This window comes from Deinococcus sonorensis KR-87, assembly GCF_040256395.1.
GTDB lineage: Bacteria > Deinococcota > Deinococci > Deinococcales > Deinococcaceae > Deinococcus > Deinococcus sonorensis.
Map to the genome: position 1 here is coordinate 2984011 of NZ_CP158299.1, position 21735 is coordinate 3005745.

Genomic DNA, 21735 nt, shown 5'->3' on the forward strand with positions numbered 1-21735 from the left:
CATCACCTCAGTAGGCCGCGACCAGACCGTCGGCCCGGCTTTCGGTGCCGCCGGCCAGCACGCCCGTGTCCGGGTCGCGCCAGATGATCTGCCCGCGCCCGAACGAGCCCGCTTCCAGCTGCACGCTCAGGGTGTGGCCCAGCCCGGCCAGTTCGCGGCTGAGGTGGGCGCCCAGGCCGTACTCCACCTCCACCCGGCGTCCGTCCAGCCACTGCCAGCGCGGGGCGTCCAGCGCCTCCTGCGGGTTCATGCCGTAGCGCAGCGTGTTGAGGATCACCTGCACGTGGCCCTGCGGCTGCATGAAGCCGCCCATCACCCCGAAGGGCCCCACCGGCACGCCGTCCTGACGCGTCAGGAAGCCGGGGATGATGGTGTGGTAGGGCCGCTTGCCCGGCGCCAGGGCGTTGGGATGCTCCGGTTCCAGGTTGAAGTTATGGCCGCGGTTGTGCAGCCCGATGCCGGTGCCCGGCACCACCACGCCGCTGCCGAAGCCCATGTAGTTGCTCTGGATCATGCTGACCATGCCGCCCTCGCCGTCGGCGGCAGCCAGATACACGGTGCCGCCCTGGCTGGGCGCGCGGGTGGCCGGGTCCAGCGCCGCCTCCCCGATCTGGCCGCGCAGCTCGTCAAAGTGGGCGGCCGACAGCAGCCGCTCGGTGGGCACCTCCACGTGGCGCGGGTCGGCCACGTGGGTGTGGGCGTCGCGGAAGGCCAGTTTGATCGCCTCGATCTGCAGGTGCAGGCCGCGCACCGAGTCGCGCTCGTCCGGCAGCTCCAGCCCCTCCAGAATCCCCAGCGCGATCAGGGCGGTGATGCCCTGCCCGTTCGGCGGAATCTCCCACACGCGGTGGCCCCGGTAATCGGCGCTGATCGGCTGCACCCACTCGGAACGGTGCGCCGCCAGATCCTCGGCCCGCAGCAGGCCGCCCGTGTCCCGCGCGTGGCGGTCGATCTGCGCGGCCAGCTCGCCCTCGTAGAACACCGCGCCCGCGCTGGCCGCAATCTGCTCCAGCGTGCGGGCATGCCCCTCGCTGGCCCACACCGCGCCGGGGCGCGGCGTGAAGCCGGGCGGCGCGAAGGTGCGGAACCACTCCTCCATGATCGGGAGGCCGCGCGCCTGATAGATCTGAACGGCCCGCGCCCAGTACCGCGCCAGCACCGGGCTGAGCGGATAGCCGTCGCGGGCGTAGCGGATGGCCGGAGCCAGCAGCTGCTCAAAGGGCAGCCGCCCGAAGCGCTGGTGCAGGTCGGCCCAGCCGCGCACCGCGCCCGGCACCGTCACCGGCAGCCAGCCGTGGACCGGCATCTGCCCGCCCGGCAGCGCGTCCAGGCTCAGGGCCGCCGGCGCCCCGCCGCTGGCGTTCAGGCCGTGCAGCTGCCCGCCGTGCCACACCAGCGCGAAGGCGTCGCCGCCGATGCCGTTGCTGGTCGGCTCGACCACGGTGAGGGCGGCGGCAGTGGCAATGGCCGCGTCCACCGCGTTGCCGCCCGCCTGCAGGATGCTCAGGCCCGCCTGGGCCGCCAGCGGCTGGGAGGTGGCCACCATCCCCTGCCGGGCATACACGCTGGACCGATGGCTGGAGTACCTATTCACAACGGCAATCTAACAGGCTGCTCCGCCGCAGGGTGGTCAGCTGAAGCCCACATGACGGTTCGGGGAAGGTGCCCACCTGTCCAGACGCCCGGCCCGCCCGCACTTGCTGCCTGCGCAGGCGGCGCGTAGACTCTCGTCAGATGTTCACTGCGTTCACCCTGATCAAGGCTGCGGGTCTCCGGACCGGCCTCCTTCTTCTTTGTCGGGGGCAGTGAGCGCGCAGAAGCGTTCACCGTCTGCCCCCCGACACCGCCAGGGTCGGGGGTTTTTGATGGAGCGGAGCCGGCGCGGGAGGCAAGTATGGGAATGACCATTGCGGAGAAGATTCTGGCGGCCCACAGCGGCCACGACACGGTGGTGCCGGGCCAGCTGATCGAGTGCAGCACCGACTGGGTGCTGTGCCACGAGATCACCACCCCGGCGGCGCTGCGGATGCTGGAGGAGCGCGGCATGGACCGGGTCTTCGATCCCAGCCGCATCGTGGCGATCCCGGACCACAGCGTGCCGGCCATGAACATCAAGGCCGCCAAGATGTACCAGAAGCTCAAGAGCTGGGTGCAGGAGAAGGGCATCCAGCACTTCTACGACGTGGGGCGCGGCGGCATCGCGCACGTGGTGCTGGAGAACACCGGTCTGATCAAGCCGGGGCAGACGCTGGTGAGCGGCGACTCGCACACCTGCAACGCGGGCGCCCTGGGCATGTTCGCCACCGGAGTGGGCAGCACCGACCTGGCCGGGGCCATCTACGCGGGCAAGGTGTGGTTCAAGGTGCCGGAAACCATGCTGATCCGGGTGCGCGGCGAGTTCCGGCCCGGCGTGAGCCCCAAGGACCTGGCGCTGGAAGTGATCCGCCGGATCGACGCCGACGGCGCCAACTACATGGTGATGGAGTGGGTCGGCGAGACCATTGACCGCATGGACATGGAGGGGCGCTTCACCCTGACCAACATGGCCATCGAGGCGGGCGGCAAGACCGGCATCGTGGCGGTGGACGACACCACCCGCGCGTACATGGCCGCGCGCGGCGTGACACCGGACCAGTACACCGAATACACCTCCGACGCCGACGCCCGCTTCAAGGTCGTCATCGACATCGATGTCAGCACGCTGGAGCCCACCGTCGCCTTTCCGCACATTCCCAGCAACGGGCGGGTGGCGGGCGCCGATCAGGTCAAGATCTCGCACGCCTACGTGGGCAGCTGCACCAACGGCCGCATCGGCGACCTGCGCGAGGTGGCGCGCATCCTGAAGGGCCACACCGTCGCCGAGGGCGTGCAGATGCTGGTGGTGCCGGCCACCCAGGCGGTCTGGAAGCAGGCGGCCCAGGAAGGCCTGATGGAGATCTTCGTGGACGCTGGGCGCCACCGTCAGCTACCCGAGCTGCGGCGCCTGCCTGGGCATGCACACCGGCGTGCTGGGGCCGGGCGACGTGTGCGTGAGCAGTTCAAACCGCAACTTCGTGGGGCGCATGGGGGACCCCTCGGCGGAGATCTATCTGGCGAGCCCCGCCACGGTCGCGGCCAGCGCCATCGCCGGCTACATCAGCGACCCGCGCGAATACAACGACGCCCCGGCTGCTGGCAGCGCCGCCGACTGATGCATACGCTGCTCGCGATTGCGGCATTGCACCTCGTGGTGCTGGTGATTCCGGGGCCGGACGTGCTGCTGGTCAGCCAGACCGCCATCGCCCGCTCGCGCCGGGCGGCGGTGCTGGCCGGGCTGGGCGTGGTGGGCGGCATCGCCTGCTGGGCTGCCCTGGCCCTGCTCGGCATCAACGTGCTGTTCCAGCACTTCGCCTGGATTCATGGGGTCATCCGGGTGGCGGGCGGGCTGTACCTGCTCTGGATGGCGTACGGCCTGTGGCAGTCCAGCCGCAGCGCTCAGGCCCATGCTCAGGTCCAGGCCCCGCTCGGCGACCTGCGCGCCCTGCGCAGCGGCTTCCTGACCAACATCGCCAATCCCAAGGCCGCCGTGTTTTTTGGCAGCGTCTTTTCCAGCGTCCTCCCCGCCCACAGCTCCGCCAGCCTCAAGCTTGGAGCGTTCGCGGTGATCGTGCTGCTGAGCCTCAGCTGGTTCGCCCTGGTGGCCCTGGGCATGTCCACCGCCCGCCTCCAGGCAATCTACCTGCAGGCCCGCCGCCGGATTGACCAGATCGCCGGCGGCATCATGGCCGCCTTCGGCCTGCTGCTGCTCAGCTCACGCGAGTAATCTGTTCAGACCCACCCCACAGGAGGCCGTTTATGCCCACAGTCCATGTGTTTGCCCGTGACCACATCAACACCGACGAGATCATTCCGGCCCGCCACCTGACCAGCGACGTGGAGAGCGAGCTGGCGAAATTTGCCATGGAGGACTACGACAAGACCTTCGTGCAGCGGGTCAAGCCCGGCGACATCATCGTGGCGGGCGCCGACTTCGGCTGCGGGTCCAGCCGCGAGCACGCGGTGTGGGCCATCCGCGGGGCCGGGGTGGCGGCCGTGATCGCGCCCAACTTCGCGCGCATCTACTACCGCAACAGCATCAACAACGGCTTCCTGGCGCTGGAGTGCGAAGGCATCGTGGAGGCGTTCCGGGACGGCGATGAGGCCGAGCTGGACCTGAAGGGCGGCACCATCACCAACACCCGCACCGGCCAGAGCCTGCACTTCGTGCCGGTGCCGCAGTTCGCGCTGGACGTGCAGCAGGCGGGCGGCTGGCTGGAGTACATGAAGGCGCAGGAGCAGCAGGCCGCGCAGGACGTCGCCCATGCCTAAGCGCGTGGTGGTGCTGGCCGGCGACGGCATCGGGCCGGAAGTGACGGGCGCGGCGGTGCAGGTGCTGCAGGAGGTGGCCCCGGACCTGCAGTTCGACCATCAGCTGATCGGCGGCGTGGCCATCGAGGCGACCGGCGAACCGTTCCCGGAAGCCACCCGGCAGGCGCTGCAGGGCGCGGACGCGGTGCTGCTCGGCACGGTGGGCGGCCCGCAGAACAGCCCCTGGAACCTGCTGCCGCGCCACCTGCGCCCCGAGTCGGGCCTGCTGGCGCTGAGAAAGGCGCTGGGCGTGTACGCCAACCTGCGCCCCGTCCGGGTGCAGCCGGGGCTGGAACACCTCTCTCCGCTGAAGCCGGAGCTGGCGCGCGGCGTGGACATCCTGATCGTGCGCGAACTGCTGGGCGGCATCTACTTCGATCAGGACCGCAAGATCGAGGGCAGCGTGGCGTACAACACCATGCGCTACACCACCCTGGAGGTGGAGCGCATTGCGAAGATCGCCTTCTGGGCCGCCGATCAGCGCAAGGGCCGCGTCACCAGCGTGGACAAGGCCAACGTGCTGGAGGTCTCGGAGCTGTGGCGGCGCGACGTGACGGCCCTGCAGCAGCGCGACTACCCCGGCATTCACCTGAACCACGAGTACGTGGACAGCGTGGCGATGCTGATCGTGGCCGAGCCGGGCCGCTACGACGTGATCGTCACCGAGAACCTGTTCGGCGACATCCTCTCGGATCTCGCCGCCGTGATTCCCGGCAGCCTGGGCCTGATGCCCAGCGCCTCGCTGGGCGACGGCGCGGGGCTGTACGAGCCGATTCACGGCTCGGCGCCCGACATCGCCGGCAAAGGCGTGGCCAACCCGGCTGCCGCCATCATGAGTGCCGCCATGCTGCTGCGGCACAGCCTGGATATGCCGCACGCGGCGGCCAAGATCGACGGGGCCGTGTCGCAGGCGCTGCGCACCACCCCCACCCGTGACCTCGGGGGCCGGGCCAGCACCACAGAATTCACTGAGGCGGTGCTGCACGCTCTGGGCCGGACCGCCGTCGGGTAAACCACCGCTGCAGACGGGCCGCCGGGCGCTTCCCAGAAGAGGCGCCCGGCGGTCCATTTCTGTCTGGCGCCCACTTGACAATGAGTTTCTGATCAAGCCTGCTTGACAAAAATAATTTTCAGACATACAACTGAAGGCAGAATCCAACTGCAATTCAACTCCAGCCTGCGGGTTCTGAGTCTCCAGCTACGCGAGCACGTTCACTCATGATCTTGGGGAGGACCTATGAAACGCACCGCTGTTCTGACGCTTGGCCTGGCGCTGCTGGGCACACTGGGCAACACCCTGGCGCAGAAGACCACGCTGACCATCGAGAGCTGGCGCAACGACGATCTGAAGATCTGGCGCGACAGCATCATCCCGGCCTTCGAGAAGAAGTACCCGAACATCCACGTGAACTTCCAGCCGCTGGCCCCCACCGAGTACAACGCGGTGCTGGACACCAAGCTCAAGGGCGGCACCGCCGGCGACTTGATCACCTGCCGCCCCTTCGACAAGAGCCTGGAACTGTACAAGGCCAAGCAGCTCGACAGCCTGAACGACCTGCCGGGCATCAAGAACTTCGATGCGGTGGCCAAGGCCGCCTGGAGCACCGACGACGGCAAGACCACCTTCTGCGTGCCGATGGCCTCGGTGATCCACGGCTTCCTGTACGACAAGGCGGTGTTCAAGGAGCTGGGCCTCAAGGAGCCCAAGACCGAGGCCGAGTTCCTGGCGCTGCTGAACAAGGTCAAGGCCGGCGGCAAGTACGCGCCGCTGGTGATGGGCACCAAGGACCAGTGGGAGTCCGCCACCATGGGCTACCAGAACATCGGCCCGACGGTGTGGCGCGGCGAGACCGGCCGCAAGGGCCTGATCTCCGGCTCCGCCCAGTACAACAAGGGTGGCTTCCTGGCGGCCTTCCAGTCGCTGGCCAAGTGGAAGCCGTTCCTGCCGCAGGGCTATCAGGCGCTGGCCTACCCCGACGCGCAGAACCTGTTCGCGCAGGGGCGCGGCGCGGTGTATCCGGCCGGATCCTGGGACATCGGCACCTTCCGGGGCATGAATCCCAAGCTGGACCTGGGCGCCTTCCCGCCGTACAGCATCGCGGGCCAGAAGTGCGTCATCGATGATCATCCGGACATCGGCATGGGCATCAACAGCGCCAGCAAGAACAAGGAGGCCGCCCGCACCTTCCTGAACTGGGTGGCCAGCGACGAGTTCGCGCAGCTGTACGCCAACGCGCTGCCCGGCTTCTTCCCGCTGGCCAACGTCAAGTACACGGTCAAGGACCCGGTGGCGCAGCAGTTCCTGAGCTGGCGCAGCCAGTGCGGCAAGAGCTTCCGCAGCAGCTATCAGATCCTGTCGCGCAACGACAACCCGAACAATGAGAACGACCTGTGGAACGCCAGCGCCCAGCTGCTCAACGGCACCCTGACCCCTCAGGCCGCCGCCGATCTGGTGCAGAAGAACCTGGCCTCCTGGTACGCGCCTCAGAAAGGCAAGTAACGGTCGTCGCGGAGCGGGCGCCAGGGCATGACCTCGGCGCCCGCAGCCGTTCCGTTTTCCGCCCACCCTGGCCCACCGGGTCAGCGTTCCCTTCCTGCAGGAGTGCCATGCGTCATGCGTAAGCCCTTCCCCCTCCACCTGGTGGTCTTTCTGGCCCCGGCCCTCCTGATCTACACCGCGCTGATGATCTACCCGATCCTGGCCTCGCTATGGCTGTCCCTGAACACCGTCGCCAGCGATGGACGACAGGTGTTCGCCGGGGTGAGCAACTACGCCCGGCTGTTTCACAGCGAGGTGTACGCCGGACCGTTCTGGAACGCCCTCCGGAACAACGCGGTCTTTTTCGTGATTCACATGCTGGTGCAGAATCCGGTGGGGCTGGCCCTGGCGGTGCTGCTGGCCAGCCGGGTGCGCGGCTCGAACATCTACCGCACCATCCTGTTCACGCCCACCATCCTGTCGGTGGTGATCGTGGGGTTCGCCTGGAAACTGATCCTGAATCCGGCCTGGGGCGTGCAGCACAGCCTGCTGGCGCCGCTGGGCCTGGAGCGCCTGGACCTCCCCTGGCTGGGGCTGGAGGGCACGGCGCTGCCGGCCCTGTCGCTGATCTCGGTGTGGCAGAACGTGGGCATCCCGATGATCCTGTTCCTGGCCGCGCTGATCCGCATTCCCGAGGAACTGTACGAGGCCGCCGCGCTGGACGGCGCCGGCGCGTGGACTACTTTCCGGCGCATTCAGCTGCCGCTGATCGTGCCCACCGTGGGCATCGTGGGGGTGCTGACCTTCGTGGGGAACTTCAACGCCTTTGACCTGATCTACGCCACCCAGGGCGCGCTGGCCGGCCCGAACTTCGCCTCGGACCTGCTGGGCACGCTGTTCTACCGCACCTATTTCGGGTACCAGTTGCAGGCCGGGAACCCGTACATGGGCGCGGCGGTGGCGGGGGCCATGCTGCTGGTGATCCTGATCGGGGTGCTGGCTTACCTGCTGCTGTGGCAGCGGCGGGTGCAGGAGGTGCAGTTCTGATGCGGCGGCCCCCTGTGCAGGCCCTGCTGATTCATCTGGCGCTGCTGCTGTACTGCGTGCTGGCCCTGTTCCCGATCCTGATGGTGGTGGTGAACAGCTTCAAGGAGCGCCTGACCATCTTCAGCCAGCCGTTCGCCCTGCCCACCCCCACCACCTTCACGCTGGACGGGTACCGCACCCTCACCGACGGCGCCAACTTTCCCGCCTACTTCCTGCACAGCCTGCTGGTGACGGTGGCTGCCCTGTTCCTGATCGTGCTGGTGAGCAGCATGGCCGCCTTCGCGCTCTCGGAGTACCGCTTCCGGCTGAACACCCTGACCGCGCTGTACCTCAGCGTGGGCATCATGGTTCCGATCCGGCTCGGGACGGTGGGCATCCTGGACCTGATGGTGCGCTTCCATCTGGTCAACACGCTCTGGAGCCTGATCCTGGTGTACACGGCCCAGGGCATTCCGCTGGCGGTGTTCGTGCTGTCGGCCTTTATGCGCCAGCTTCCGCGCGACCTCAAGGAGGCCGCCCGCATTGACGGCGCCAGCGAGTACCGCATCTACGCCCTGATCCTGCCGCTGGTCCGGCCCGCCATCGGCGCGGTGCTGGCCATCAGCATGATTCCGGTCTGGAACGACCTGTGGTTCCCGCTGATCCTGGCGCCCGGCGAAGGCACCAAGACCATCGTGCTGGGGGCCAGCGTGTTCCTGGGTCAGTTCGTGAACGATTACAACGCGGTGCTGGCCGCGCTCACGCTGGCCATCGTGCCGGCGGTCATTCTGTACGCCCTGTTCTCGCGCCAGCTGGTCAGCGGCCTGACCTCGGGGGCGCTCAAGTGACCCGGCTGGGCCTGGTGGGGGCCGGGTACATGGCACACACACACGCGGCGGCGCTGCGCTCGCTGGGCGCCGAGGTGGTGGGCGTGTGTGCCACCGACGCGGCCGCGGCGGAGCGGCTGGCCCAGCAGCACCAGCTGCAGCTGTACCGCACCCTGGACGAGCTGCTGGAGGCGGTGGACGTGGTGGACCTGTGTACCCCCACCGACACCCACGAGGCCCTGACCGTGCGTGCCGCCCGGGCCGGGCGGCATGTGATCTGCGAGAAGCCCATCGCGCTCAGCCCGGAGAGCGGCGAGCGGATGATCGCGGCCTGCGAGGCCGCAGGCGTGCGGCTGTTCATCGCGCTGGTGCTGCGCTTCTTCCCGCAGTACCGCGCCGCGCACGAGCAGGTGGCAGCCGGGGCCATCGGGCGGCCGGAACTGCTGCGCCTGATGCGGACCACCGCCCCGCCCGCCTTCGGCGGCGACTGGTACTTCGACCCGGAGCGTAGCGGCGGCGCGCTGCTGGACCTGCTGATTCACGACCTGGACTACGCGCGCTGGGTGGCGGGTGACGTGCGGCAGGTGTACGCCCTCACCCGCCAGCAGGGGCAGCGCAGCTATGCCCAGGTGATGCTCAGCCACCATTCCGGGGCGCTGTCGCTGGTGGAGGGCGGCTGGGCCTACCCGGACGGCCTGTTCCGCACCAGCCTGGACCTGAGCGGCGACGGCGGCGTGATCGAGTGGAACAGCGACGCCCCGCCCCCGCTGCGGGTATTTGAGCCGCCGGGCGCGCCGGAACTGGCCGCGCTGCCGGCCCTGAACCCTGCCCAGGACCCCTACGCGGCCGAGCTGGCCCACGCGCTGCACTGTCTGGAGTACGGCCTGCCGTTCGAGGTGACGCCCCAGGACGCCCTGGCGGCGCTGCGGCTGTCGCTGGCGGCGCGTGAGAGCGTGCGCACCGGTCAGGCGGTGACGCTGTGACGTCGGCTCGGCTTTCTGGGCGTGGCGCACGTGCACGCGGACGGCTATGCCGAACTGTTGCGCCGGTTGCCGGGCGTCGAGCTGGTCGGCTTCACCGAAGCGGACCCGGAACTGGCCGCCGCCTTTGGCCGGACCACCGGCCTGCCGGCCTTCGCAGATCCGCAGGCGCTGGCCGGGCAGGTGGACGGGGCGCTGATCTGCAGCGAGAACGCAGCGCGGCGCGCCCTGGTCGAGACGGCCGCCGCCGCCGGGGTCCATGTGCTGTGCGAGAAGCCGCTGGCCACCACCCTGCAGGACGCGCAGGCCATGCAGGCGGCCTGCGAGGCGGGCGGCGTCCGCTTCATGACCGCCTTCCCGATGCGCTACGCGCCGCCGGCCCTGGCGCTGCGGGCCAGACTTCAGGCCGGGCAGCTGGGGCCGCTGCTGGCCGTGAGCGGGGTCAATCACAGCGAGTCTCCTGCCCGTCACCGTGCGTGGTTTGCCGATCCGCAGGCGGCCGGCGGCGGCGCGGTCATGGACCATGTGGTGCATCTGGCCGACCTGCTGCGTTGGATGCAGGGCCAGGAGATCGGCCGTGTGTTCGCCCAGGTACGCACCCGGCCCAGCGCCCCGAGTGACACCCATGCACTGCTGCTGCTGACGCTGCAGGACGGCCTGAACGCCAGCATTGACCCGTCGTGGAGCCGGCCGGCCGGCTACCCGCGCTGGGGCCACCTGCGGATGGAGGTGGTGGGCGAACGCGCCACGGCCGTGATGGACGCGTTCGCGGAGCACCTGACGCTCTATCCGGCGGGCGAGCCGGGACGTCCGGCGTGGCTGAATTATGGCCTGGACGCAAACCTGGGCATGCTGCAGGCCTTCGTGGCGATGGTGCGGGGCGCGCCCTCCCCCATCACCTGGAACGACGGCTATCAGGCGATGCGGGTGGCGCTGGCCGCCTACGCCTCGCAGCAGCAGGGCCAGCCGGTTCTGTTGTAGCGGCGGGCCGCCCGATCTAGACCACGCTTGACCGCTCCCGATGCGGGCGCGTAGGCTGTACGGCATGTACGCGGATTCCGCCCTCAACATCGTGGTGGTACTTATTGGCTCCGGGGGATCTGGACGCTGATCTGCGCGTGACGACACAGACCCCCGCCCCACACCCAGGGCGGGGGTTTTTCTTTCAGGGGTACGGAGGAAGGCGACCGACATGACGGCCACACCCGCACAACCCACACCGCGCTGCTCCACACGGAGCAGGCATTCCGTGCGCCGCCTGGTCTGTTGTGCCACGCGGCGCACGACCCTTTCTGGAGGAGCGGCATGACCCAGCAGGCAGACATGAGCGGCGCCAAGGCCCTGTGGCACACCCTGGCCGCCCACGGCATCGACACCGTCTTCGGCTACCCCGGCGGCGCGATCATGCCGGTGTACGACGCGCTGACCTACTACCCGGACATCCGGCACATCCTGGCGCGGCACGAGCAGGGCGCCATCCACGCCGCCGAGGGCTGGGCCAAGGCCACCGGGCAGATCGGGGTGTGCATCGCCACCAGCGGCCCCGGCGCCACCAACCTGGTCACCGGGCTGGCCGACGCCATGATGGACAGCGTGCCGCTGCTGGCCATCACCGGCAACGTGGCCCGGCACCTGATCGGCACCGACGCCTTCCAGGAAGCGGACATCACCGGCATCACCCTGCCGATCACCAAGCACAATTACGTGGTGCAGGACCCGGATGACCTGCCGCGCATCGTGGCGGAGGCGATCCGCATCGCGCGCAGCGGGCGGCCCGGACCGGTGCTTGTGGACATTCCCAAGGACGTGCAGCTGGCGGCGTTCGGCGGCGAGCTGGTGGCTCCCCACGCCGACCCCGGCCGGCTGGCCCCGGACCCGCAGGCGATCCAGGCGGCGGTGACGCTGCTGCAGACGGCCCAGCGCCCGGTGCTGATGGTGGGCGGCGGCGCGCAGGGGGCGGCGGCGGAGATCACGGCTTTTGCGCGGGCGTGGCAGATCCCCACCGTCACCACCCTGATGGGCCTGGGCGCCTTCCCGGCCAGCGACCCGCTGTGGCTGGGCATGCCCGGCATGCACGGCAGCGTGGCCGCCAACCGCGCCATCAGCGAGGCCGACGTGCTGATCGGGGTGGGACTGCGCTTCGACGACCGGGTGACCGGCCGGGTCAAGGACTTCGCGCGGCACGCCCAGATCATTCATGTGGACCTGGATGCCGCCGAGATTGGCAAGATCGTGCGGACCCAGGTGTCGGTGCGTGCCGACGCGGCCAGTGCCGCCCAGGCGCTCAGCGAAGCCGCCACGCCCTACGTGCATCCGGAGTGGACCGCCCAGATCCAGACCTGGAAGGCCCGCGATCAGCAGGGCTCCCCCACCGCCTGGGGCGCTGGCTCGGCGGTGCGGCAGGTGGTGGAGCGGCTGCGCCCCGACGACATCCTGAGCACCGACGTGGGGCAGCACCAGATGCTGGCCGCCCAGCTGGCCCGCTTCGAGAAGCCGCGGCGCTGGATCACCTCCGGCGGCCTGGGCACCATGGGCTTCGGGTTCCCGGCGGCCATCGGCGCGGCGCTGGCCGAACCGCAGGTCACCAGCGTGATCATCGCCGGCGACGGCGGCTTCCAGATGACGGCGCAGGAACTCGCCACCCTGACCAAGTACCGCATCCAGAACGTCAAGATCTGCATCATCAACAACAGCTTCCTGGGCATGGTGCGGCAGTGGCAGGAGCTGTTCCACGAGCGGCGCTACAGCGAGGTGTACCTGGGCGACAGCAACCCGGACTTCCTGAAGCTGGCGGGCGCCTACGGCATTGAGGGCTTCCGCGCCGACAGCCAGGACAACCTGCCGGCCGCCATTGACGCGTGGCTGGCGCACCCCGGCAGTGCCCTGCTGGAGGTGGTGGTGCCACAGGAGCACGGCGTGTTCCCGATGGTGCCGGCCGGGGCCGCCCTGCACGAGATGATCGAGACCGAGGCCGAGGCGAGCCAGGGGGGCAGCAAATGACCGGCATGGAACAGGACCATCTGGTGAGCGTGATCGTGCGCGACGAGCCGCGGGTGCTGACCCGCATCACGGCGCTGTTCGGCCGCCGCGCCTACAACATCAAGAGCCTGTCGGTGGGCAGCACCGAGCACCCGGGGCTGAGCCGCATGACCTTCGTGGTGACCGGCAACCGGGGCATCGTGGAGCAGGCCATGAAGCAGCTGGAGAAGCTGATTGACGTGGTGCACGTCATCGACCACAGCCTGGAGAAGTTCGTGGACCGCGAGCTGCTGCTGGTCAAGGTCCACATCACCAACGACACGCGGGTGGAGGTGCGGCACATCGCCGAGGACTTCCGCGCCCGGATCGTGGACGTGGGGCGCCACGCCCTGACCTTCGAGGTGACCGGCGACGAGGGCAAGATCACGGCGTTTATTGAGCAGATGCGCCCCTTCGGGATTCTGGAGACGATGCGGACCGGCCGGGTGGCCCTGACACGCGGCAGCAACGCCGACATCCCCAGCCACATCTACCACGACGGCGAGACGGCGGCCCTGAAGTCCCCGACCCAGACCGCCCTGCTGCCGCGCGAGCAGGACGCCCAGACGGTCGAGAACCTCTTCTAGCTCCCGCGCGGGCTAGAACAGCCGCAAGGCCCGCCCCTTTCGCCGCTCTATAGTCATTGCTGTTTGTTGACGGCCCCGGTCCTGTCTCCGGAGCCTCGCCCACCTTCCGCCCACCTTCTGCCAGGAGTCCAGAGATGCCCGCAAAGATGTACTACGACCGCGACGTTCAACTCACCCCCATCGAAGACAAGCTGATCGCGATCATCGGCTACGGGTCGCAGGCCCACGCCCACGCCCAGAACCTGCGCGACAGCGGGCTGAACGTGGTGGTGGGTCTGCGTGACGGCAGCCCCAGCCGCGCCAAGGCCGAGCAGGCGGGCCTGCGGGTGGCGAGCATCGAGGACGCCACGAAGGAAGCCGACGTGGTGATGCTGCTGATCCCGGACGAGCGGCAGCCGCAGACCTACCAGGAGAGCATCGCGCCGCACCTGACGGCCGGCAAGGCGCTGGCCTTCGGGCACGGCTTCAACGTGCACTTCGGGCGCATCACGCCGCCCGAGGGCGTGGATGTGTTTCTGGTGGCGCCCAAGGGCCCCGGGCACATGCTGCGGCGCGTGGTGGTGGACGGCGCCGGCATGCCCGGCATCTTCGCGGTGCAGCAGGACGCCAGCGGTCAGGCCCGTGAGATCGCGCTGGCGTACGCGCGCGGCATCGGCTGCACCAAGGCCGGCGTGCTGGAGACCACCTTCAAGGAAGAGACCGAAACCGACCTGTTCGGCGAGCAGAGCGTGCTGTGCGGCGGCGTGACGCACCTGATCCAGGCCGGCTTCGAGACGCTGGTGGAGGCCGGGTACCAGCCGGAAATCGCGTACTTCGAGACGCTGCACGAGGTCAAGCTGATCGTGGATCTGATCTACGAGAAGGGCTTCGAGGGCATGCGCCACAGCATCAGCAACACCGCCGAGTACGGCGACTACGTGACCGGGCCGCGCATCATCACCGAAGGCACCAAGGCCACCATGAAGGACGTGCTGGGCGACATCCAGAGCGGCAAGTTCGCCCAGAGCTTCATTCAGGACGCGGAGAGCGGCTTCCCGTACATGAACGAGCAGCGCCAGAAGATGCGGGACCACACACTGGAAACGGTGGGCAAGCAGCTGCGCGACATGATGCCGTTCATCGAGAAAAAAGACCTGGAGGTCTGAATACCCCACAGAGAACCGGGCGGCCCTATTCAGGCCGCCCGGTTCTCTGTGATTCTGTGTTCAGATAAGGCCAAGCTGATGGGTTTTGCCCATCCCATCGGCTCAGGCCCGCAGGCCCTTCTCGCCGTGGAGGGTGCGCTCCACCGTCTCACTCACCTCGCGCTCGAAGCGGCCCAGGTGATCGCGCAGGCGGCCCATTTCGGCCTCGCCCAGGTTGGGCAGCCACAGCACGCTGCGGCCCAGCACCGCGAAGGTGATGCCCTCCTCCGCGGCGTCCTGACCTTCGGCGGCCTCATCGTCGTCGTCGTCATCGAGCGGGTCCAGAATCAGAGAGCCGTAATCCAGACTCTGGTTCATCAGATTGATGCCCATCAGCACGTCGGCCAGGGCCTCCTCGTCCACAAACAGGTCCAGGTCGAGGTGCAGGCGCACGAGCACGCCCCCCTCCTCAGCAGCTTCGGCAAACAGCGCCACCCGGGCCTCTCCATCCTTGACCAGGGCCCCGTCCTCGACGCTCTCGACTTCGAGACCCTCGTTCCGCAGGGCCGTGAGAATGCGCTGGAGTTCGGTCATGGGCGGAGTATAGAGCGTTTGGCCGGACGGTTCGGAAGGCAATCCACCGTCCTGAACATTGAGCATCCCTAAACGCGCCCGAATGTGGCCAGCCCCGATGGCGGCCCACAATTCAGGCATGGTGACTGCCATCGTTCTGATTCAGGCTGACCGCACCCAGATTCCGGAAACCGCCTCCGCCCTGGCGCGCGTGAAGCACGTCAGTGAGGTCTACAGCGTGACCGGCGACTGGGACATCGTGGCGGTGCTGCGGATGCCCGGCTATGAACATCTGGATGACGTGGTCACGGCCCACCTGCGGCGAATGCCCGGCATCCTCAAGACGCAGACGATGCTGGCCTTCCGGGCCTATTCGCCGGAACTGCTGGATCAGGGGTTCGGCGTTGGGGTGAGCGAAAAGGACCGCTGAGCGGCCACCCCGTTTACGGCTCCATCTGCTGCATGGCGCTCAGCACGTTCTGCATGTGCTGGTCCAGCGGAATACCCAGTTCCTGGGCGCCCTGCTCCACTTCCTCGCGGTTGACACCGGCGGCAAAGGCGCGGTTGCGAAAGCGCTTGTTCAGGCTGGCGAACTCCAGCGCCTTCACGCTCTTGTCGGGGCGGATCAGCGCCGCCGCCTGCACCAGCCCGGTCAGCTCGTCCACCGCAAACAGCGTGCGGGCCAGCCGGCTTTCACGCGGCGTTCCCGTGTAGCTGGCGTGACCCATGATGGCGTCCAGCACGTCGGGCGTCACGTCGGTGTGCTCACGCAGGTACGTCACGCCCCAGGTGGGATGCTCCTGCGGATGCAGTTCGTAGTCGAAGTCGTGCAGCAGGCCGGTCACGGCGTACCGCTCCTCGTCCTCGCCGAAATGCCGGGCATACCAGCGCATCGCCGCCTCGACATTCAGCATGTGGCGCTGCAGGGAGACGCTGGGGGTATGCTGCACCATCAGTTGGTAGGCCTGGGCACGGTCCATGCGGCATTCTAAGCGGAAGCCGCCTGCCGGGTATTGCCTCCCCCACTGACTCAAGGGCAGTCAGCAGGCCGCCGTTCCCAAGCTCAGCCTGGGCCTATCCGTCCTCGTCTTCCGGGTCATGACGCGGGTGCTGCAGCTTGTGACGCTCGGCTGCATCATCGGTGGGCGACACGTTCTGCACCACGTCCCGGCCCGGCTCCGGCTCGTCCAGGCCGGAGATGACGATCCGCCGCTGCTCCTCGCTGTCGGGGCTGTCGGGGGCCCGCTGATGGTCAGTCATTCCCCGACTGTACGCCCCCGTTCCGGGTCATGCTGGACCCGGTTCAAAGTGTGCCGCGCATGTGCCGGAACCGGGCACGCTCTAGACTGGCCGGATGAGCCTGCCCCTTCCGCTGCTGCTGGACTGCGACCCTGGCGTTGATGACGCCATCTGCCTGCTGCTGGCCCTCGCCAGCCAGGAGGTGACGGTACGGGGGGTGCAGACCACACACGGCAACGTGGCGTTGACCTCCACCACACGCAACGCGCTGGACCTGCTGGCGTTCATGGAGCGGCCGGACATCCCGGTCTACGCCGGAGCGGCCGCTCCGCTGATCCGCGCTCCTCTCTACGCGCCGGACATTCACGGCGCTGGGGGTCTGGGCACTGTGCAGCTTCCCCTGGCCGGGCAGAACGTCAAGGCGGAACACGCCGTTCTGGCCTTCATCCGGCAGGTGCGCGAGCAGCCGGGTCAGCTGACCGTTTGTGCCACCGGCCCACTGACCAATCTGGCGCTGGCCGAGCGACTCTCCCACGGCGTGCTGAGAGAGCTCCGGGCTTTGGTGGTCATGGGTGGCAGCATCGAGGCGGGCGCCCCTAAGCTGGGCAACGTGACCGCGCACGCGGAATTCAATGCCCATGCCGACCCGCACGCGCTGCGGGTGGTGCTGGAAAGCGGCGCGAACACGGTCCTGTTCGGCCTGAATCTGACCCGGCAGGTACGCGTGACGCGGGAACGCACCGCCGCCCTGACGGCCCTCGGGACACCCGCCGCCAGCCTGAGTGCCGACATGCTGAACGGCTACCTCGATCTGATTGAGCAGCGGGACCAGCGGGTAGGCGCCCTGCATGACCCCTGCACGGTGGCGTGGCTGCTGCGCCCGGAGCTGTTCGAACTGGAGCCGGCGCGGGTGCAGGTCCGGCTGAACGAAGACGAGCAGCTGGGCATGACCGTCCGAGAGGACGGCGAGCCGAATGTCCAGCTGGCCGTCAAAGCCGACGAGGATGGCGTGTGGGCGCTGTTGATGGAGCGGCTGGGATAAGGATGGGGTAGCGTTCTGTGATCTCTGGCCACATCGAACCTGCTGAGAACCCGAGCGTGTTGGTCAATCAAGAGCGCTGAGACGGTTTCAGTTGGACAACGTCTATCCTTTTTCAAGGATCTTCACCGTTGAGGCACCGGCACATTACCAGCGTCCGTCCATTTTTAAAGGGCACTTTCAAGTGGATGGAGGACTGAGAAGCTGGCTTGAACGGTTCGCCTTTCTTCTCCGCACAGTGGAGGCGGCCGTCGTCTCTGGACTGCTGATCAGGAAGATTTGCTTGCGCCCTGCAGCCGGAAGTCCTCGCAATCGAGAGCACCGGGAAAGACTCCATGATTGGCCAGCGCTGGGGTCTGACCTCCTGGCCCGCCAATGAAGAAGCGCTGGGACAGATCGGCGGTGAACCACGCTTTCGTACCGCGTTTTCCCCTTCCATAAGGAAGCGGGGCCACCCCCTCTGAAGGTGACCCCGCTGTTCGCCCTGCTGACGTTCAGTCCGCAGCCGTGCCGTGCATGCCGGCCTGGGCATTCTGCTTGTCCTTCTTGTCGTTCTCGGCCTCGCGTTCCAGCTTGGCCTTGATCTTCTTCAGGCGAAAGCTCTCCTCGCGCTCGCGCTGGTCCAGCACGCCACGAATGAAGCGGATGTCGTCCTGAATGCCAGGAATGACCACCTGCTCCAGCGCGTTCACGCGGCGGGAGGTCTTCTTGATCTCCTCGCCGATGCGCCGCAGCTTGGTTTCGGTGGCCGCCACCTTCACCAGGGCACCCATTACGCCCTGGAAGTCGCTGGCCGCCTGGATGGTCCGCGACCCAACGTTGATCGGGCTGAAGCTGGTCTTGGTCTGCTCCGGCACCGCGATCTTGGGCACCTTCACGCCGTAGATGCTCTCGATCTGCATGTCGATGCCGTACTCGCCGCCCTGTGCAAGGCTCAGGCTCTCGACCGCTTCCGGGCTGTCCCAGCTCTTGGCGCCAAACAGGCTGACGTAGGCGCCCTTGCTCACGCCGGACAGCTCCTCACGGGCCGCCAGTGCATCCTTGACCAGCGCGAAGAACTCGCCGATCAATGCGTCACGCTTGCGCTTGAGCAGGTCCGCGCCGCTGCTCGCGGTCTTGAGGCTGGCCTTGCTGCCCAGCAGGGCGCTGCGGGTGGGACTGATCTGAGTTGCCATACAGTTCACCTCCTCTGGAGGGGACGGTGCGCCGGGCAACCCGAAGGCGTGCCCGGCTCAACGCCGCTTAAATCCGGTTGCCCCGCCACATCTCGTCGATCTTGGCTCCGTAGAACTTGTCGATGCTGTCCTTGGACAGACGGGTCAGCTGGCTCTGGGGCAGCTTGCTGAGAATGGCCCAGGCGACGCTCAGGCTGTCCTCGATGCTGCGGTCCTGGCCGCCCTGACCGATGAAGTAGTTCTCGAAGTCGTCGGCGAAGCGCAGGTACAGCTTGTCGGTGTCGGTCAGCGCGTCCTCACCGGTGATGGCCACCAGCTTGCGCAGGTCCAGGCCGTTGGCGTAGGCCGCGAACAGCTGGTCCGACACGTTCTTGTGGTCGGCGCGGGTCTTGCCCTTGCCGATGCCGTTGCCCTGCAGCCGCGACAGGCTCGGCAGCGGGTTGATCGGCGGGAACACGCCCTTGGCGTTCAGACCACGGTCCACCACGATCTGGCCCTCGGTGATGTAGCCGGTCAGGTCGGGGATCGGGTGGGTGATGTCGTCGTCGGGCATCGAGAGGATCGGAATCTGGGTGACCGAGCCGGGCTTGCCGTTCACCACGCCGGCGCGCTCATACAGCGACGCCAGGTCGGTGTACATGTAGCCGGGGAAGCCACGTCGACCGGGGATCTCCTCACGGGCGCCGCCGATCTCGCGCAGCGCCTCGCAGTAGTTCGTCAGGTCGGTCAGGATCACCAGCACGTGGTAGCCCAGCTCGAAGGCCAGGTACTCGGCGGTGGTGAGCGCCATGCGCGGGGTCAGGATGCGCTCGACGGTGGGGTCGTCGGCCTTGTTCAGGAACAGCACCGAACGGGCCAGCGCGCCAGTACGCTCGAACTCCTGGGTGAAGAAGCTCACCTCGCGCTGGGTCAGACCCATCGCGGCGAACACCACCGCGAAGTCGCCCTCGTGGCCCGGCACCTTCGCCTGACGCGCGATCTGGGCGGCCAGCTCGTTGTGCGGCAGACCCGAGCCCGAGAAGATCGGGAGCTTCTGCCCACGGATGAGTGAGGTGTTCACGTCAATGGTGCTGATGCCGGTCTGGATGAACTCCTCCGGCTTGGCGCGGCTGGCCGGGTTCATCGCCTGACCGTTGATGCTCAGGCGGCGGTCCGCCACCACGGCGGGCAGCCCGTCAATCGGGCGGCCCAGGCCGTCGAAGCGGCGGCCGATCATCTCGCGCGACACGCCCAGGCGGGCCACGTCCTCCACGAGGCTGACGCTGGCGGTGGCGAGGTCCAGACCACGGGTGTCCTCGAAGATCTGGATCACCGCGTGCTCGTCACTCACCTCGATGACCTGCCCGCCGCGCACGCGCCCCGAGCCGTCCTTGATGTTCACGATGGCGTTGTAGGCCAGGTCCGACGCGCTGTTCACGAACAGCAGCGGGCCCGAGATGTACGCGACGTCGTTGTATTCCTTCTGCAGCAGGGTCACGCTCTCACTCCCTTGAAGGTGGTGTCCAGCTCGCTGAGCAGGGCGTCGGTGTAGGCCTCGAACTCGTTCTCGGCCACGTACCGCGCGCGGCTCAGCTTCTCGATCACCGGGTTCTGGATGATCTCGTCGATGGAAGCGCCGTCACGCAGCGCCACGCCCGCCTGATCGTAGAACTTCAGCATGGCCATCATCAGCCCGTAGTTTTTGGGCATGCTGGCGCTGGCGTCCACCGGATCGAAGCCGTTCTGCTGCAGGAAGTCCTGACGCAGCATGCGGCCCGCCTCGATGGTCAGGCGCTCGTTGTCCTGCAGGGCGTCGGGGCCTACCAGCTGCACCACTTCCTGCAGCGCGGCCTCTTCCTGCAGCACGTTCTGGATGCGCTGGCGCAGCTCCGGGAAGTCCTGGGCCACGTTCTGGCGGTACCAGCTGTCCAGAATCGGGGTGAACAGGCTGTAGCTGCCGTTCCAGTTGATGGCCGGGAAGTGACGGCGGCGGGCCAGACCCGCGTCCAGACGCCAGAAGGCGCCGGTGATGCGCAGGGTGGCCTGGGTGACCGGCTCGGACATGTCGCCGCCGGCCGGGCTCACGGCGCCAATCACGCTGACCGCGCCGTCCTCGCCGGCCATGGTGCGCACTGCGCCGGCCCGCTCGTAGAAGGCCGCCAGACGCGCCGACAGGTACGGGGGGTAGCCCTCTTCCGCCGGCATCTCCTCCAGGCGGGAGCTGATCTCGCGCAGCGCCTCGGCCCAGCGGCTGGTGCTGTCGGCCATCAGCGACACGCTGTAGCCCTGGTCGCGGAAGTACTCGGCCAGCGTGATGCCGGTGTACACCGACGCCTCACGGGCGGCCACCGGCATGTTGCTGGTGTTGGCGATCAGGATGGTGCGCTGCATCAGCGGGTTGCCGGTCTTGGGGTCTTCCAGTTCCGGGAACTCCACCAGCACGTCGGTCATCTCGTTGCCGCGCTCGCCGCAGCCCACGTACACCACGATGTCGGCGTTGCCGTACTTGGCCACCGACTGCTGGGTCACGGTCTTGCCGCTACCGAAGGGCCCGGGGATGGCCGCCGCGCCGCCCATCACCAGCGGGAACAGCACGTCCAGAATGCGCATGCCGGTCAGGAACGGCAGGCTGGGGTCCTTCTTGAGCGCCACCGGACGCGGGGCGCGCACCGGCCAGTAATGCGCCAGACGCAGCTCGGTGCCGTCTTCCAGGCGACCGATGATGTCGTCGATGGTGTAGTCGCCGGCGTCGGCGACCCAGGCCAGACGGCCGCTCCGGTCGGGCGGGGTCAGGATCTTGTGGGTGAAGCTGAACTCCGGGACGGTGCCCAGAATGCTGCTGCCGCCCACCTCGTCACCGGCCTTCACGCTGGGCGTGAAGGTCCAGCGCTTGGTGCGGTCCAGGCTGGAGACCTCGATGCCGCGCGCGATGAAGTCGCCCGACTGCTCGCGGATCTTGTCGAGCGGGCGCTGAATGCCGTCGTAGATGCCGTTGAGCATCCCCGGCCCCAGCTCCACGCTGAGCGGCAGGCCGGTGCTGATCACCGGCTCCCCGACCGTCAGGCCGGAGGTGTCCTCGTACACCTGCACGAAGGCGGTGTCGCCGTCGAGGCGAATGATCTCGCCCACCAGACGCTCCTGGCCCACGCGCACGATGTCGTACATCTTGGCACCGTACATATTGCGGGCGATGACGGCGGGACCGGCGATACGCTCGACGATCCCCGCCTTACCCTGGGTGTTCTGAGTCATGGGTACTCCTTGGAAACTACAGAAAAGCGGTCGAGGCCCTGAACAACGGCG

20 protein-coding genes and 1 pseudogene are annotated in these 21735 nt (G+C 68.0%); 14 read left to right on the plus strand and 7 right to left on the minus strand.

The window, feature by feature from the left end; translation table 11 throughout:
- Nucleotides 1-7 precede the first annotated feature (7 nt).
- Complete coding sequence (locus ABOD76_RS19955) at nt 8-1546, minus strand: gamma-glutamyltransferase family protein (protein WP_350245318.1); 1539 nt, start codon at nt 1544-1546, stop codon at nt 8-10.
- A gap of 348 nt (nt 1547-1894) precedes the next feature.
- On the opposite strand from ABOD76_RS19955, the pseudogene ABOD76_RS19960 reads away from it, so the two are divergent.
- The 12 genes and pseudogenes from ABOD76_RS19960 (at nt 1895) to ilvC (ending at nt 14448) form a co-directional block, all read left to right on the plus strand.
- Nucleotides 1895-3191: pseudogene (locus ABOD76_RS19960) on the plus strand (3-isopropylmalate dehydratase large subunit).
- Nucleotides 3191-3802 (plus strand): LysE family transporter, encoded by a 612-nt coding sequence (locus ABOD76_RS19965; RefSeq protein ID WP_350243700.1) that lies wholly within the window; start codon nt 3191-3193, stop codon nt 3800-3802. The pseudogene ABOD76_RS19960 and the gene ABOD76_RS19965 overlap by 1 nt, the downstream one beginning before the upstream one ends.
- Before the next feature lie 32 nt (nt 3803-3834).
- Nucleotides 3835-4347: a 3-isopropylmalate dehydratase small subunit gene (locus ABOD76_RS19970; protein WP_350243701.1), complete on the plus strand. Its 513-nt coding sequence runs from the start codon at nt 3835-3837 to the stop codon at nt 4345-4347.
- Nucleotides 4340-5398, plus strand: coding sequence for a 3-isopropylmalate dehydrogenase (gene leuB, locus ABOD76_RS19975; RefSeq protein WP_350243702.1), 1059 nt, complete (start codon nt 4340-4342; stop codon nt 5396-5398). The genes ABOD76_RS19970 and leuB overlap by 8 nt, the downstream gene beginning before the upstream one ends.
- Nucleotides 5399-5623: 225 nt before the next feature.
- Nucleotides 5624-6886, plus strand: a complete 1263-nt coding sequence (locus tag ABOD76_RS19980) for an ABC transporter substrate-binding protein (protein WP_350243703.1) — start codon at nt 5624-5626, stop codon at nt 6884-6886.
- A gap of 114 nt (nt 6887-7000) precedes the next feature.
- The gene (locus tag ABOD76_RS19985; RefSeq protein WP_350243704.1) at nt 7001-7912 is read left to right on the plus strand and encodes a carbohydrate ABC transporter permease; all 912 of its coding nucleotides are present in this window, start codon (nt 7001-7003) and stop codon (nt 7910-7912) included.
- On the plus strand, nt 7912-8739 hold the full coding sequence (locus ABOD76_RS19990; RefSeq protein WP_350243705.1) for a carbohydrate ABC transporter permease: 828 nt from the start codon (nt 7912-7914) through the stop codon (nt 8737-8739). The genes ABOD76_RS19985 and ABOD76_RS19990 overlap by 1 nt, the downstream gene beginning before the upstream one ends.
- On the plus strand, nt 8736-9701 hold the full coding sequence (locus ABOD76_RS19995; RefSeq protein ID WP_350243706.1) for a Gfo/Idh/MocA family protein: 966 nt from the start codon (nt 8736-8738) through the stop codon (nt 9699-9701). The genes ABOD76_RS19990 and ABOD76_RS19995 overlap by 4 nt, the downstream gene beginning before the upstream one ends.
- A gap of 21 nt (nt 9702-9722) precedes the next feature.
- Complete coding sequence (locus ABOD76_RS20000; RefSeq protein ID WP_350243707.1) at nt 9723-10679, plus strand: Gfo/Idh/MocA family protein; 957 nt, start codon at nt 9723-9725, stop codon at nt 10677-10679.
- A gap of 324 nt (nt 10680-11003) precedes the next feature.
- Nucleotides 11004-12698: a biosynthetic-type acetolactate synthase large subunit gene (gene ilvB / locus ABOD76_RS20005; protein ID WP_350243708.1), complete on the plus strand. Its 1695-nt coding sequence runs from the start codon at nt 11004-11006 to the stop codon at nt 12696-12698.
- Entirely contained in the window at nt 12695-13303 is a 609-nt protein-coding gene (gene ilvN / locus ABOD76_RS20010; RefSeq protein WP_380130043.1) for an acetolactate synthase small subunit, read from the plus strand. Before ilvB ends, ilvN begins: the two co-directional genes overlap by 4 nt.
- A gap of 134 nt (nt 13304-13437) precedes the next feature.
- Nucleotides 13438-14448 (plus strand): ketol-acid reductoisomerase, encoded by a 1011-nt coding sequence (gene ilvC, locus ABOD76_RS20015; protein WP_350243709.1) that lies wholly within the window; start codon nt 13438-13440, stop codon nt 14446-14448.
- 102 nt (nt 14449-14550) lie between these two features.
- Here ilvC and ABOD76_RS20020 read toward each other — a convergent pair whose 3' ends face one another.
- On the minus strand, nt 14551-15021 hold the full coding sequence (locus ABOD76_RS20020) for a hypothetical protein (RefSeq protein ID WP_350243710.1): 471 nt from the start codon (nt 15019-15021) through the stop codon (nt 14551-14553).
- Between the two features lie 118 nt (nt 15022-15139).
- On the opposite strand from ABOD76_RS20020, the gene ABOD76_RS20025 reads away from it, so the two are divergent.
- The gene (locus tag ABOD76_RS20025; RefSeq protein WP_350243711.1) at nt 15140-15430 is read left to right on the plus strand and encodes an Lrp/AsnC family transcriptional regulator; all 291 of its coding nucleotides are present in this window, start codon (nt 15140-15142) and stop codon (nt 15428-15430) included.
- Nucleotides 15431-15443: 13 nt separating this feature from the next.
- Here the strand turns inward: ABOD76_RS20025 and ABOD76_RS20030 are convergent, their stop codons facing one another.
- Together ABOD76_RS20030 and ABOD76_RS20035 are read right to left on the minus strand one after the other, a co-directional pair.
- Nucleotides 15444-15980 carry an HD domain-containing protein gene (locus ABOD76_RS20030; protein ID WP_350243712.1) on the minus strand — a complete coding sequence of 179 codons (537 nt, stop codon included), beginning with the start codon at nt 15978-15980 and terminating at the stop codon, nt 15444-15446.
- A gap of 94 nt (nt 15981-16074) precedes the next feature.
- Nucleotides 16075-16260 carry a hypothetical protein gene (locus tag ABOD76_RS20035; RefSeq protein WP_350243713.1) on the minus strand — a complete coding sequence of 62 codons (186 nt, stop codon included), beginning with the start codon at nt 16258-16260 and terminating at the stop codon, nt 16075-16077.
- A gap of 94 nt (nt 16261-16354) precedes the next feature.
- Between ABOD76_RS20035 and ABOD76_RS20040 the strand changes: the two genes are divergently transcribed.
- Nucleotides 16355-17281, plus strand: a complete 927-nt coding sequence (locus ABOD76_RS20040) for a nucleoside hydrolase (protein ID WP_350243714.1) — start codon at nt 16355-16357, stop codon at nt 17279-17281.
- A gap of 491 nt (nt 17282-17772) precedes the next feature.
- Here ABOD76_RS20040 and ABOD76_RS20045 read toward each other — a convergent pair whose 3' ends face one another.
- From ABOD76_RS20045 to ABOD76_RS20055, 3 genes are all read right to left on the minus strand, one after another.
- Complete coding sequence (locus ABOD76_RS20045) at nt 17773-18453, minus strand: V-type ATP synthase subunit D (protein ID WP_350243715.1); 681 nt, start codon at nt 18451-18453, stop codon at nt 17773-17775.
- A 67-nt stretch (nt 18454-18520) separates the two neighbouring features.
- Complete coding sequence (locus ABOD76_RS20050; RefSeq protein WP_350243716.1) at nt 18521-19930, minus strand: V-type ATP synthase subunit B; 1410 nt, start codon at nt 19928-19930, stop codon at nt 18521-18523.
- Nucleotides 19927-21684, minus strand: a complete 1758-nt coding sequence (locus ABOD76_RS20055) for a V-type ATP synthase subunit A (RefSeq protein WP_350243717.1) — start codon at nt 21682-21684, stop codon at nt 19927-19929. The genes ABOD76_RS20050 and ABOD76_RS20055 overlap by 4 nt, the downstream gene beginning before the upstream one ends.
- Between the last annotated feature and the right edge of the window lie 51 nt (nt 21685-21735).